We start from the raw sequence: 14769 nt of genomic DNA on the forward strand, positions 1-14769 counted from the left end.
GCAAGCACCTTTGCCCAGGTGCAGCCCTACGCCCCCTCCGCGAACCTCGGCGGCGCCGTGTACCGCGAGATCCTCGGCATCTTCTCGCCGGGCGAGCGCCGTAGCAGCTTCATATCGCGGCCCTCAACCCACGCGTTCCAGGACTTGAGGTAGTACAGCAGGTGCTCACGTGAGTCATCGCGCTTGCGGTGGGCCTTACCGGCCGCCAGGCTGAGGAGCGTGTTGCGCAGCGTGAGCCGGGGGTCGCCGACACGGAGACCCGCGCCGGTCACCAGCCCATCGAGCCACGGCTGCTGCTCGATGTCCGGCCGTGCCCCGGTCGTCGTATACCAGCCGATGGCCGCAGCGGTCACGGTGATCCGGAACCCCTTGTTCATCGCCACGCCGCGCTTGACCGCCTCCCGCATGCCCGGGTGCTCACCGAGGACGGCGAGCAGCTGATCGTTGCTGATCACCGAGCTCTGCCCGCTCCAGGCCGACTCGGGCGCGGTCAGGTACATGTGCAGCCCACGTAGCGCGGCGGCCAGATGCACGCTGTTCTCTTCCCCCGCGAGAGCCAGCGCGTCACGTCCGCTCCGCTTCCGGCCCGTGTCCATGACCGTGAACGCGGAGGACGCGACCCCTCGCGTCACCGCTGACTTCACAGGGACGCCTGCCTTGATGATCGCGGCAAGCCGGTGCTGGCCGTCGATCAGCACGCCATGCTCGTCGAACGCGATGCCCTGGTGGGTGAGCTGCCACTCCCCCCTCTTGATCTGCTGGGCAAGCTGGTTGACGAACGCCTGACTCAAGGGCCGGTTCCTGGTGTTGAGCTCTAACCATTCGCGGGCCTTGGCAGGCGTGATCTCTTCGACCTGGGTGTCCATGACATCCCCCCTCCGCTGGACCTCGGCGATGAGAGCCGAGGATGACGTTCCCCAATCAGAGCAACACATGAAAGCATTGTCAATCGAGCTCCCGCCGTGCTGTACTGTTCGCGCTTGTTCGACAAAAGTGAAGGGGAGGGCTGGTGTCCGGTCAGCAGACCACGGTGAGCACGTCCGACATTGCCCGCATCGCGGGCGTTGGTCGCGCGACTGTGACCAACTGGCGACGGAGGCATGCCGACTTCCCCAAGCCCGCGGGCGGCACAGAGGCACGCCCTTCCTTCGACCTGGAGGAAGTGGAGAGCTGGCTGGGCGATCACGGCCGACTCCCGGAGCCAACGGAAGACCAGAAGCTGTGGCGGGGGGTACTGCGCGAGGCCGACGACGCCGGGCTCGGCGCGGCCGTGGCGCGGGCCGCCCTGTTCCTGGTATTCCTGGAGCGCGCAGGCCATACATCGCCGGACGCGATGTACGTACGCCCTGGCGGGGGCCCGGACCTGGATGCCGAGCTGGGCGGCGAGATACTCCGGGAGATCGGCCGCACTCTTCCCGAGATGCCCGGGCCTCTCGCACTCTTGCGATCCCCTAATCTGATGCGGGACCTGTCAAACGCGGTAACGAAGCGCCCGCCCGCCGAGGTGTTGGGGACACTCCTGACACGGTTCCGCAGCGAAACGCGGGGGCGCGTGCCGGGCACTCCCATGCCCGTCGCCGCCTTCATGGCGACACTCGCCAGGGCCGCGACCCCGGCCGGCTCATTCCGTACCGTCCTAGATCCCTCGTGTGGCACCGGAGACTTGCTGGAGGCGGCCCGTGTCCAGGGCGCCGGCTACGTCTACGGGGAGGAAAAGGATCTCCCCATCGCGCAGCTCGCGGCGGCCCAAATGGCGGTGCGGCTCACGGGCCCCGGCGAAGGCTCTACGATCCGCAGTGGGGACGCGCTCCACGAAGACCGTGCCTACGGACCGGAGATCGACGCGGTGCTGTGTAATCCGCCGTACAGCCAGCGGGATTGGGGTGCGGAAGAACTCGCCTACGCCTCCCGCTGGGAATACGGCCTGCCTGCACGTTCGGAATCCGAACTCGCCTGGGTGCAGCACTGCCTCGCACGCGTACGCCCCGGCGGTCCGGTCGTCATGCTTCTCCCGCCCGCAGTCGCGGCCCGCAGCTCAGGCCGCCGTATCCGGGCCGAGCTGCTGCGCCGGGGCGCGCTCCGCGCCGTGATCGCCCTGCCGCCGGGGGCCGCTCAGCCCGCGCATATCGGTCTGCATATCTGGGTGCTGCAACACCCGGAAAGCGAAGGGCGGCCTCGTATGGAGAACGTGCTCTTCATGAACTGCCCGTCGGTCCCTGCGGGGCCGTCTCCAGATCGCCCCCAGGTCACCTGGCGTGAGTTGCTGACGGCACCGGAGAAACACGGCGAGGTGCCAGGGCTCTCCCGCTCCGTCCCGATCATCGACCTCTTGGACGACACCGTCGATCTGACGCCCGCACCTCGTCTTGCCGGGCCGTACGAGATCACACGACCCGACGAGCTGCGGCGGACTCTCGGCGGCAGTCAGGGCAGTCTGAGTTCCTCACTGTCCAGGGCGGTGAACCTCTCCCCCGGGAGGGAGTGGGGCACACCGCGCACGGCCGATCAGTGGACTACGGCGTCGGTCGCCGACCTGATCCGCACCGGAGCGCTCACCCTGCTCCGCCCCAAGACCACCGGGCCTCCGGCTTCTCAGGACACCTCGATGGCCGGACAACCCGTACTCAAGGCCGCTGATGTGATCGCGGGCCGCCCGCCGTCCGGCACGATCCCCGAGCCGGAAGACGGAGCGGTACGCATCGAGGCCGGCGACGTGATCGTCCCGTCGACCGTCCTGTCCGAGGGCAAGTACACCGCTCGGGTGGCCGACGCGAGGACGGATGCGCGGGCCCTGCTCGGGCGCAATCTGCACTTGCTTCGGCCTGATCCGAGCCGACTCGACTCTTGGTTCCTGGCCGGTTTCCTGGCCGACCCGACCAATGTGCAGCGGGCCAGCCAGGGCTCATCCGTCGTCCGCGTCGACGCGCGGCGCCTCCAGGTCCCCCTTCTGCCACTCGAAGAGCAGCAAACTTACGGGGCGGCCTTCCGTCGGCTCCGCTCCTTCACCGAGGCGCTGCGCCGGGCGACAGCCCAGGGCGAGGACGTAGTGGGACAGCTACACGACGCCCTGACGGCGGGCACCCTGAAGCCTCCGGCCGACTGATTCCCAGCGCCTCGATGCGCTCGCCCGACACACTGGACACAAGCACTGACGCAACAGCCGCCTCGCGGCCCGAAAGGATATTGGTGGACCACAGCAGGCACTCGGAGATGGTCAACTTCATCTGGAAGGTTGCCGACCTGCTCCGCGGCGACTATCGGGCGCATGACTACGGCAAGATCATCCTGCCGTTCACGGTGTTGCGACGGCTTGACTGCGTGCTGCAACCGACGAAGGATGAAGTGGTCGCTCTCGCTGACCAGATGAAGGGGCAGGGGCTGCCGGAGCACCTCCAGGAAATGCGGCTCCTAAGCGCCGCCAAGCATAAGTTCTACAACTCCAGCCCCTTGACCTTCGATGCGATTGCCAAGGATCCCAGGCAGGCAAAGAAGCAGCTACAGGACTACGTCGGGGGGTTCTCGGCCAACGCCCAGGCGATCCTGGAGCGGTACGACTTCGAGCAGCACATCACGAGCCTCCAGTCAAAGGACCTTCTGTACCTGGTGGTCGGCGAGTTCGCGAAGATCGACCTCCGGCTCCCCAAGGACGACGAGGACGAAGGCGGCATCGACAACCACCAGATGGGCTATATCTTCGAAGAACTTATCCGGAAGTTTTCTGAGGACAATCCGGCTGGTGAGCACTTCACTCCCCGCGAAGTCGTCCAGCTTATGGTAAACCTCTTGCTCGCTCCCGACGAGAAAGTTCTGAGCGCTGGCAGGACCAGGACCGTGCTCGACCCGGCATGCGGAACGGGCGGCATTCTCAGCGAGACGAAAGCGCACATCGAGCGGCTGGCTCCACATGCAACGGTGGTTCTGTACGGACAGGAGTTGAATCCTGAGTCACACGCCATCTGTCAGTCCGACCTGTTGATCAAAGAACAGACCCCGGACAACATCAAGTTCGGCAACTCCTTCACAGAGGACGGCCATAAAGAAAAGGCCTTCGACTACCTGGTGACCAACCCGCCATTCGGAGTGGAGTGGAGGAAGGTCAAAAGCTTCATCGAGAACGAGAATAAGCGAGGTCACTCTGGGCGCTTTGGTGCCGGACTTCCCCGTATCAACGACGGCTCGTTCCTCTTCCTTCAGCACATGATCTCGAAGATGAAGCCCGCCGTTCCTGACGGCAAGGGAGGGTACGAAGGCGGCAGCCGAATCGCTATTGTTTTGAACGGCTCTCCGCTGTTCAGCGGTTCGGCGGGCTCTGGCGAGTCTGATATCCGTAGGTGGATTCTTGAAGAGAGGGATCTACTTGAGGCCGTTGTGGCGCTGCCGGATCAGCTCTTCTACAACACGGGCATCGCGACTTACTTCTGGATCCTGTCGAACCGCAAGGAGCGCAGACTCAAGGATAAGGTGATCTTGCTGGATGCTCGTGATCACTGGACAAAGATGCGGAAGTCATTGGGTGACAAGCGCAAGTACGTCTCGCGCGACCAGATGACCGAGCTGACGCAGCTGTATACGGATGCCTGTGAAGTCGTGAAGGACCCCGAGCACCCGATGCACGACAAGGTCAAGATTTACGACACCAAGGACTTCGGGTACCAGCGCATCACGGTCGAGCGACCACTCAAGCTGCGCTTTGAAATCACGGAAGAAACGCTGGAGACGATTCGGTCCTCGGCAGGATTCAAGAAGTTCGCGATGAGCGAGGAACTCGCCGTCGCACTCAAACCGCTACTGGGGCAGCGGTGGGAAACCAAGCTGGAGGCGTGGGACGCCATCCGCCAGGCCATGGTGGGCGCTGGGCTGCTATGGCCTTCGGGCAAGCCATTCGCGAAGGCCTTGCGTGACGCGGTTGGGGTCCGTGACCCCGAGGGCGAGGTTCAGATGGAGAAGGGCGAGACGGAGCCGGACCCTGAACTGCGAGACTTCGAGAACATCCCGCTGGACGAGGACATCGACGCGTACATGGAGCGTGAGGTGTTGCCGCACGTCCCGGATGCGTGGGTTGACCGCTCGAAGACGAAGATCGGGTACGAGATCCCCTTCACCCGGCACTTCTATGTCTATGAGCCGCCACGGCCGCTGGAAGAGATCGACGCAGAGCTGAAGTCGCTAGAGGAAGACATTCAGCGGCTACTGAGTGAGGTGACAAAGTGACAGACGTACTCGGCGTCACGCTGCCGCAGACCTGGTCTGCGTCCCGCTTGAAGCACGTCACCTCTCTTCTGAATCGGGGATCTGCCCCAAAATATGTCGAGAAGGGTGCTGTTCGAGCCATCAGTCAAGCGGCCAACCAGCCCGGACGATTGGACTGGACCCGCACACGATTCCATGATTTCACTGGCGATCCCAGCAAACTCAGAGGATACCTTCTGCCTGGCGATGTGCTTATCAACTCGACCGGGACTGGCACTCTAGGACGGGTTGGATATTTTCAAGGAGCGCATGATGGTATTCCATGCATGGCGGACACCCATGTGACAGTGGCTCGTACTCTTCCTTCACGGGTGATTCCTCGTTTCCTATATCACTGGCTCTCCTCCCAACCTTTCCAGGACTACATTTTCGCGGCCCTGGTAGTGGGTGCGACGAATCAGATCGAGCTGAACGGCGACCGCCTTGGAGACGCTCCGATCCCGGTGCCGCCGCTACCGGAGCAGCGTCGCATCGCCGACTTTCTCGATGCCGAGATCGCACGCAGTACAGTTTTGAGCGCGCTGCTTGAGCGTTTCAGCAAAGATGTCAACGAGCGAGAAACTGCCCTCCTGGCGCGCACAGTTAACGCCGGTGCAAACACAGTGGGAGAAACTCTGCCGCAGGGGTGGCGATGGGTCCCACTCATGCACCTGACGGAGCCCCTCCGGCCCATCATGTACGGAATCGTTCTGCCAGGGCCGAATGTGGAGCACGGCATCCCCATTATTAAAGGTGGAGATGTGGCCGCAAATAGATTGCGCGCAGATCAATTGAACCGCACTACACCCGAAATTGAATCTAGATACGTACGGTCCAGGCTCTGCGGTGGCGATATCGTTATCGCAATTCGTGGCAGCGTAGGTGAAATTGCTGTAGTACCTGATGAACTAACAGATGCAAACTTGACCCAGGACGCGGCAAGGATCTCTGTCGGCCCCGGAGTAAATCGCGCCTGGCTCCAGGCAGTGATTTCTTCCCCGTTGGTCACCTCTCAGATTGAGGCACGGATTACTGGTGCCACCATCAAAGGCATCAACATCGGGGATCTAAAGCGCATCTTGATCCCCTGTCCACCGACGTCGGAACAGCAGGCACTGTCCACTCGCCTCAAGCGAGACCTTGACCTCCACCACATGCTTCGCAAGAAGGTGGAAGACCACACAAAGGTCCTAACCGAGCGCCGCCGAGCCCTCCTCACCGCCGCCGTCACCGGCCAAATCGATGTAACCACTGCACGGGGGGTGCAGGTTCAATGAGCAACATGGGCAAGGTCCACCAGGAAAAAGCCTTCGGCACCGCCATCGTCAACCGCATGCTGGCCAACGGCTGGAAGCTCGCCACCGCCGTCCACTACCAGCCCGGCCTCGCCCTCGATACAGGCGAACTGTTCACCTTCATCGGCCGCACCCAGAACAAGGCCTGGCTCAACCTGGTCGGCTACTACGGCGGGGATGTCAATACCGCCCAGCACGAGTTCGCCAAGCAGCTTGCCGCAACCATCGACAAGCGCGACACCCTCCACGTGCTCCGCAAAGGCATCACGAGCCACGGCATCCACTTCGACCTCGCGTACTTCAAGCCGTCCCTCACCATCAGCCCCGACGCCCTCCGCGAGTACGACGCAAACCGCCTCACCGTCGTCCGTGAGCTGCCCTACGCCGCCAAGAACAAGGACCAGGGCAACAAGCTCGACCTCACCCTCTTCGTCAACGGCATCCCCGTCGCGACCGCCGAGCTCAAGAACCCGCTTACCGGCACCGGCACGGCCCAGGCCATCGATCAGTACCGGACCAGCCGGGACCACCGCGAACCGATCTTCGCCAAGCGGGCCCTCGTCCACTTCGCCGTGGACCCCACCGACGTGTTCCTCACCACCAAACTCAAGGGGAAGGACACCATCTTCCTCCCCTTCAACACCGGCTCCGACGGCCCCGGCCGGCCCGGCGGCGACGGCAATCCGCTCGTCCCTGACGACGCGCCCGAGGGCACGTACCGCACCTCCTACCTCTGGGAGGAGATCTGGCACCCGGACGTCTGGCTGGACCTGATCGAGCGGTACGTGCATGTCCAGAAGGAAACGCAGGACGACGGCAGCACCCGTAAGAAGTTGATCTTCCCCCGCTTCCACCAGTGGCATGCCGTCCGCGAACTCACCAAGCACGCCGCCCGCCACGGAGCCGGGCACAACTATCTGATCCTGCACTCCGCCGGCTCCGGGAAGTCCAACACCATCGCATGGGTGGCACACCGCCTCTCCGACCTGCACACCTCCCCCGAACACCCCACACCCAACATCCCCGTGTTCGACAAGGTGCTCGTGATCACCGACCGCACCGTCCTGGACGATCAGTTGCAGGAGACCATCGGCGACTTCCAGCAGACCAACGGGCTGGTGATAGGTGTGGGCGGCAAGGGCGGAGCGAAGTCTGCCCAGCTCGCGGACGCGCTCGCGCAGGAGACCGGGAAGATCGTCATCGTCACGCTGCAGACGTTCCCCGCGCTGCTGGCGTACCTGCGCCGCGAGCCGGCCGAGATCCGGGGCAGCAGGTTCGCCATCATCGTCGACGAAGCGCACTCCTCACAGACAGGGGAAGCGGCCACCGACGTCAAGCGGGCGCTGCGCGACCTCGGGCTGGACGCGGACGACGAGGAATCGGGGGCGTCCAGCATCAGCGCGGATGCCGTGGACGCCGAGGCCACGCCTTCCGCCCCCCTTACCACCGATGACAAACTCGCCGCCTCCGCCAAGGCCCGCGGCCATAACCCGAACCTCTCCTACTTCGCCTTCACCGCAACCCCGAAGCACAAGACCTTGGGTCTTTTCGGCACGTACAACCCCCTGAAGGGCAAGAACGAGCCGTTCCACACCTACTCGATGCGCCAGGCGATCGAGGAAGGCTTCATCCTCGACCCGCTGCGCCAGTACGTCACCTATGAGACGTACTGGCAGATGGTGAACAAGGACCCCAAGGAAGCGAGCCGCGAGGTCGACAAGAAGAAGGCGAACGCCATGCTGGCGCTCGCCGCGCACACCCACCCGTCCACCGTCACCCAGCACGCCCAGGTGATCGTCGAGCACTTTCTGAGCCACACCCGGGGGCGGCTCGGCGGCCGGGCGAAGGCCATGGTGGTGTGCCGGTCGCGGCGCAGTGCGCTGGACATGTACCGGAGCATCAACCAGTACATCGACGACAACGAGCACCCCGACCCGGGGGTCCTGATCGCGTTCTCCGGATCGCTTCAGGAGGGAGACGAGGAGGTCACGGAGGCCGGGCTGAACGGTTTCTCCGAGGGAGCACTGCGCAAGAAGTTCGCATACACCCGGGCCGACGACAAGCGGGGAGCGGCCGTCGCCGCCCGGGAGCGCGAATACCGGATTCTCGTGGTCGCGGAGAAGTACCAGACCGGCTTCGATCAGCCGCTGCTGACGACCATGTATGTGGAGAAGCGGCTGAAGGGCGTCGCCGCCGTACAGACGCTGTCACGGCTGAACCGCACGCATCCCCTCAAGAGGCAGGAAGACCTGTGCGTCCTGGACTTCGCGAACAAGGCGGAGGACATCAAGGGCGAGTTCAAGCCGTTCTTCGAACAGCCGGAGACGATGCCGGTCGACCCGAACCTCATCTATGACGCACAGTATGCGGTCATGCAGCCGCCGATCCTGGCGGACGGCGAGATGCAGGCCTTCGCCGCCGCGTACCTCGCGGCCGAGGAGGAGGCGGGCGGCGATCAGTCCCGCTGGGAGAAGATGCACGCGGAGCTTTACCGGCTCACCGATCCCGCGCGCGACCGGTTCATCAAGCTGCTGGACAGCAAGGAGGAGGACGGGGACGCGGACCAGGAATCGGCAGACCAGAAGGCGGCCGAGCAGTTCCGCGCCGATCTCGCCGACTACGTGCGCAAGTACAGCTTTCTCGCGCAGATCGTTCCGTACATCGACACGGACCTGGAGCGGCTACACCTGTTCGGGCAGCATCTGCTGCGCAGGCTGCCCCGCCGTGAGGGTGGCGGGGTCGACATCGGCGAAACACAGCTGTCGCACGTACGGCTCGAGAAGATCGGTGAGTTCGACGTAAGCCTGAGGCCGGAAGGCCCGGCGGAGCTCGGGGGATTCGGCAGTGGCGCCGCTGCCGCGTCCGAGCCGGAGAAGTCGCCGCTGGCGGAGGTGATCGAGCGCTTCAACGCCGATCACGGCACGGACTTCACCGAGTCCGATCTCATCAAGCCGGTGCGGGCCGCGATGGCGAACGACAAAGTGAAGCGGTCGGCCGCCATCGACGATCCGGACGGCTTCCAACATGTCTTCGATCCGGTCCTGGACGACGAGATGATGAAGCACTTCGATTCCATCCGCGAGCTCGGAGAGCAGTACTTCGCGCCGAACCCGGACTACCGCAATTCGATGAAGCGCGATCTACGCCGGCACGCCTACCGCATGCTGCGACGCGAGCTGGGCATGGACGACGCGGCCTGAAATGCTCGTTGACCGGGCACACGTCCACGTCAACCCCGTGTCGGCGTGGACGCGTTGCCATGTAAGCGACAATGCTGGGCCGCACGTGATCGCGAGACGGCAGGGGCGGGGAGGACACGGCGGGTGTCGGGAGAAGTACAGATCATCGCGGACCGCTATGAGCTGCGGACGGAGATCAACTCTGGCGGGATGGGGGACGTGTGGCATGGCTTCGACCCCGTCCTTAATCGTGATGTGGCGATCAAGCGCATCCGCCGGGAGCTCACCGGCCCAGGGCCGGATGCCGAGGAGTTCGCGGAGCGGTTCCGGCGGGAGGCGCGGGTGACCGCCAAGTTCGACCATCCTGGTGTACCCGCCATCTACGACGCCGTGCTCGACGAGTCCGCGGACGGCGTGTACATGGTGATGCAGCTGGTACGCGGCACCCTGCTCACGAACATCATCGCCAGTCGCGGACCACTTCCCATTCCCTGGGCGGTCTCCGTCGTCGCGCAGATCTGCTCGGTCCTCTCGCACGCGCACGCCGTCCCCGTGGTCCACCGGGACCTCAAGCCCGACAACATCATGATCGCGGCCGATGGCACGGTGAAGGTCCTCGACTTCGGCATCGCCGCCGTACTGGGGACCGACGTCACCAAGCTGACGTCCACGGGGCACATCATCGGCACCCGGCGCTATATGTCCCCCGAGCAGATCCAGTGCGCGGCCGTCAGCCCGCGCAGTGACCTCTACTCCCTCGGCTGCATCCTGTACGAGCTGCTGGCTGGCCGGCGTCCGTTCGACGCCGAGTCGGAGTTCGCCCTGATGGAAGGGCACATGTACGGCTGGCCTACGCCGCTGCGGGAACTGCGTGCCGAGGTCGACGAGGCCCTAGAGGCGCTCACCCTGGAGCTACTGGCCAAGGTGCCGCATGAGCGGCCCGCCTGCGCGCAGGACGTCCACGACCGGCTCGTACCGTTCCTTCCGCCGCCCGATGCCCAGCCGACCGACGCGCCGCAGTCGCCGGGCCCGCCGGACCCCACGACCCCGTACCGTCGGCCGCTCGCGCCGCGCCCTCGCCCGGTGACCGAGAAGGCTGCCCCCACACCGGCGCTCATGGATGCTCCCGCGATCTCCGACCAAGAGTTGGACCAGGCGCGCAACCATGCCGCCGCCCTGGTCGAGGAGGAGCGGTTCTCCCAGGCCGCGGGCATGCTGGAGGAAATCCTCGCGCAGGCTCTTGCCTCCCGGCCCGCTAACGAGTCCATGATGATCCGCCTCAAGATCATCCATGCTCTCGCGCTGTTCTACGACGAGGATTACGGGCGCGCACTGCCGGAGTACGACGCACTCGCCGAGGTGATCGGCGCGGCCGGGCCGGACCGTGCTGAGGACGCTCTCTACTACCGCAGTCAGGCCGCCTTCTGCCGGATGGAACTGGGTGACAGCGCCGGAGCGTTGGCGGAGTACCAGGAGGTGCTCGCGCGGCTCCGGCTCAGCCACCCCGAAACTTCGGATCCCGTGCTGGAGGTGCGCCGCCATGTCGGACAGCTTCTCTTCTCTGGCGGTCGGCTGAGCGAGGCGGCCGAGATGATGATTCCGCTGTACCGCGATCTGGTCGAAGTGTACGGCGCCGCCGCACGCGAGGCAGGCGAGGTCCGGGACGCCCTCGTCCGCATCCGTCTCAGGACCTCCGGCAACCGCCGCCCCACCCCGTAATCCGCTGACCGGAAGAGATCACTCGTCATGCCCCAGCTCGCGCTCTCCGCGCGCTTCCTGGAGGAGTTCGGGAAGCTCGATTCCAAGGCCCGGGACGGTGCTGTCAAGGTTGCCTTGAAGTTCCAGCAGTTGACGCTCAAACAGCTCTGGACAGACGTCGGTCTCGACTTCAAGCAGCCCAAGGGGGCCCGGGACAAACACATCTACACCTGCCGGGTCAGCAAGTTCTATCGGGGCGTGGTGCTGGCGCCCGACAGTGGCGAGGCGTTTCTGCTTCTTCGTGTCCTTCCGCACGACGACGCGTACGCCTGGGCGGCCAAGCAGGTGCCCAGTGTCAATGCGGTGACCCGCGGCCTGGAGATCCTCGACGCCGTCACGACAGAGCAACTGATCCCGATGTGGGAGGCAGAAGCCGCAGGGTCTCCCGCATCGCCCCTGTTCGCGGACTACTCGGACAACGATCTGCAAGGGCTTGGAGTCGAAGCCGATGTGCTGCGCGCCGCGCGTTCGCTCACGGACAAGGCCCAGCTCGACGCCTTCGCTCCGCTGATGCCCGAGGATCAGTGGCAGGTGCTGCAGTTTCTCGCTGAGGGGCTGAGCCTCCAGGAGGTGTGGAGCGAGTTCGTGGCATACCGCGCTCCCACCGCCGCGCTCGACCGTACGGATCTCGCCACCGCGATCCGCAGCACTCCATCCCGGATCGCACTCGTCACCGGGGAGCAGGAGCTAGCCGACATCCTGGAGAAGCCGTTCGCCGCGTGGCGAGTCTTCCTCCACCCCTCTCAGCGACATGTCGCCTACCGACCCAGCTATTCCGGCCCCGCCCAGGTCACCGGAGGACCCGGCACCGGCAAGACCGTGGTCGCCCTGCACCGCGTGAAGCATCTGCTGAGCCATCTGCGGCAGGGCGAACGGATCCTTCTCACCACCTTCACGGGTACGCTGACGGCTGCGCTGCGCGACGGGCTGGCCCAGCTCGTGGAAGACGATCAGCAACGGGCACGGGTGGAGGTCACCACGGTCAACGCGCTGGCGCGCCAGATCGTCACAGCACCGGGAGAAGAAGCGGGCGACTATCTGAGCAGCAGCGAAGAGCTCGAGCTGTGGGATGAGATCTCCAAGCGCCTGGAACTCCCCTGGAACGGCCAGTTCCTGGCCCAGGAGTACAAGCACGTCATCCTGGCGCAGGGCCTGCGGTCTCTCGACGAGTACGCTGCCGCTTCCCGGGCAGGACGCGGCTCTCGTCTGCCGGCGACGCGGCGGCCCGAGCTGTGGCGAGCCGTGGAAGAGTTCGACGAGAACCTGGCGGCGCGAAAGGCGCGCACACACCTGCGGGTTTGTGACGAGGCCGCGCTTCTCCTCGCCTCTTCCGGTCCGCTGTATCGGCATGTCGTTGTCGACGAGGCCCAGGATCTCCACCCCGCGCAGTGGCGGCTGCTGCGCGCCACGGTGTCTCGGAGACCGGACGATCTGTTCATCGCCGGGGATCCGCACCAGCGGATCTACGACACCAAGGTCTCTCTCAAATCGCTGGAGATTCCGGTCGCCGGGCGATCCACCCGGATGCGCAAGAACTACCGCAGCACGCAAGAGATCCTGGCTTGGTCCATGGCGCTGCTGAACGGACGCCCTGTCGAACAGCTCGCCGACGGCAGCGACGAGACCCTGGCGGGATTCCGTTCCTCCCTGCATGGCCCACGTCCGTCCATGCACGCCGCACCGAGTCAGGACGACGAGTTGGACGAACTGGTCCGATGCGTCCAGGAGTGGCACGACAAAGGCGTGGCGTTGTCCGATATCGCCATCGCAGCCCGGTTCAACCGCCTGGCGGGCCGGGCTGTAAGCCATCTACGGGAAGCGGGTATTCCGGCACTCGGGCTGCGACAGGAGACTTCGGAGACGGAGGGCGTTCGAGTGGGCACGATGCATTCACTCAAAGGCCTGGAGTTCCGATGCGTCGCCGTGATCGGTGTCCGGGACGGTGTAGTGCCGTACCCGGGCGCGGTCACACCCATGGAAGCAGACCCTATCCAGCACCATACGGACCTCACCGCCGAACGATGCCTGCTCTTCGTGGCCTGCACCCGGGCTCGAGACCGGCTCCACGTGTCGTGGAGCGGCGCTCCCAGCCCATTTCTTGCAGAAGCCGGTACAGCGTAGGTGACGGCGGCTAATGCCTCGAAGTCGCCCCCGCCTGGCGCAAATCCACTTATCGCGGCCCGCAGGGCGACAGCTACGTCGAGGTCGCCGCCTGACCCGCACCGTCACGTCCAGGGCTCCAAGGAGGGGCATGGCCCTCAACTCGTTTTCTCCCCCACCGCGTGGAACGCCTTCGTGTCCACGTCGCGAGTCGACCGTAAGCGGCTCCGGCCGAGACGACTCCCACCCGCCCAAGGCCGTTCATGGCGCCGTGGGAAGGCGTTCGGAACCGGAACGCACGCTGACCGCCATGAATCAGCTGAACCCTGCCCCCAGCCGCCGCCGGTTCCTCGCCGCGGCGGCCGGCCTCGCGGCCACCGCCGCCGGGACGTCCGGGGTGGCGGCCGCCGCCACCGGCCCGCGGCCGCTGCGCGTGGCCACGTTCAACATCCACCACGGCGCGAGCCCCGCCGACGTACTCGACCTGGACCGCGTCGCCCGGGTGATCCAGGCCATGCGGGTGGACGTCGTCGGCCTTCAGGAGGTCGACCGGTTCTGGAAGCGCAGCGGCTTCGTCGACCAGCCCGCCTGGCTGGGCGAGCGGCTGGGGATGCGGCACGCCTTCGGCGCCAACCTCGACCTGGACCCGGAGGAGCCCGGCCGGCCGCGCCGTCAGTACGGCACCGCGGTGCTCTCCCGCTGGCCGATCCGGTCCTGGGCCAACACCCCTCTGCCGCTCGTCCCGGGCCATGAGCAGCGCGGTCTGCTCCGGGCCACGCTGGACGTGCGCGGCGCTTGCGTCGACTTCGCGGTGACGCATCTCCAGCACAACGACAGCCAGGAGCGCGAGCGGCAGTCCGCCCGGATCGTCGAGCTCCTCGGCTCCTCCCCCGAGCGCACCATCCTGGTCGGCGATCTGAACGCCACGTCCGAGACCCCGGAGATCCGGACCCTGACCGACGTGCTCGGCGATGTATGGCCCCAGGCCGGGACCGGCGACGGCTTCACCTACGACTCCGTCAACCCGCACGCCCGTATCGACTTCCTCCTCCCCTCCCGCGACCTGCGCCCGCTCACCGCCCAGGTGTTCACGGCGGACCCGGAGGCGTCGGACCACCTGCCGGTGGTGAGCGAGCTGCTGCTGCCCGTGCGCCACCGCCGGTGACGCCCGAAACCTGTGAATCCTGAGCCGGACCTGTGAGCCACGG

The 14769-nt window shown here is 65.5% G+C and carries 8 protein-coding genes; 7 read left to right on the forward strand and 1 reads right to left on the reverse strand.

Annotated elements, in window-relative coordinates:
* Positions 1-26: 26 nt before the first annotated feature.
* A complete protein-coding gene (locus KHP12_RS13365) occupies positions 27-866 on the reverse strand; it encodes a ParB N-terminal domain-containing protein (protein ID WP_211832986.1) in 840 nt (279 codons plus the stop codon).
* Positions 867-1009: 143 nt separating this feature from the next.
* Here KHP12_RS13365 and KHP12_RS13370 point away from each other — a divergent pair, with 143 nt between their 5' ends.
* From KHP12_RS13370 to KHP12_RS13405, 7 genes are all read left to right on the forward strand, one after another.
* A complete protein-coding gene (locus tag KHP12_RS13370) occupies positions 1010-3103 on the forward strand; it encodes an N-6 DNA methylase (RefSeq protein WP_211832987.1) in 2094 nt (697 codons plus the stop codon).
* 107 nt (positions 3104-3210) lie between these two features.
* Positions 3211-5211, forward strand: coding sequence for a type I restriction-modification system subunit M (locus KHP12_RS13375; protein WP_246643105.1), 2001 nt, complete (start codon positions 3211-3213; stop codon positions 5209-5211).
* A complete protein-coding gene (locus tag KHP12_RS13380) occupies positions 5208-6506 on the forward strand; it encodes a restriction endonuclease subunit S (protein WP_211832989.1) in 1299 nt (432 codons plus the stop codon). Before KHP12_RS13375 ends, KHP12_RS13380 begins: the two co-directional genes overlap by 4 nt.
* A gap of 5 nt (positions 6507-6511) precedes the next feature.
* Entirely contained in the window at positions 6512-9724 is a 3213-nt protein-coding gene (locus tag KHP12_RS13385; protein WP_211834844.1) for a type I restriction endonuclease subunit R, read from the forward strand.
* Between the two features lie 123 nt (positions 9725-9847).
* Positions 9848-11422: a serine/threonine-protein kinase gene (locus KHP12_RS13390; protein WP_308036091.1), complete on the forward strand. Its 1575-nt coding sequence runs from the start codon at positions 9848-9850 to the stop codon at positions 11420-11422.
* Positions 11423-11449: 27 nt separating this feature from the next.
* A complete protein-coding gene (locus KHP12_RS13395; RefSeq protein WP_211832990.1) occupies positions 11450-13582 on the forward strand; it encodes a UvrD-helicase domain-containing protein in 2133 nt (710 codons plus the stop codon).
* 289 nt (positions 13583-13871) lie between these two features.
* Positions 13872-14726, forward strand: coding sequence for an endonuclease/exonuclease/phosphatase family protein (locus KHP12_RS13405; RefSeq protein ID WP_211832991.1), 855 nt, complete (start codon positions 13872-13874; stop codon positions 14724-14726).
* Positions 14727-14769 lie beyond the last annotated feature (43 nt).

Source organism: Streptomyces asiaticus (assembly GCF_018138715.1).
Classification (GTDB): Bacteria; Actinomycetota; Actinomycetes; order Streptomycetales; family Streptomycetaceae; genus Streptomyces; species Streptomyces asiaticus.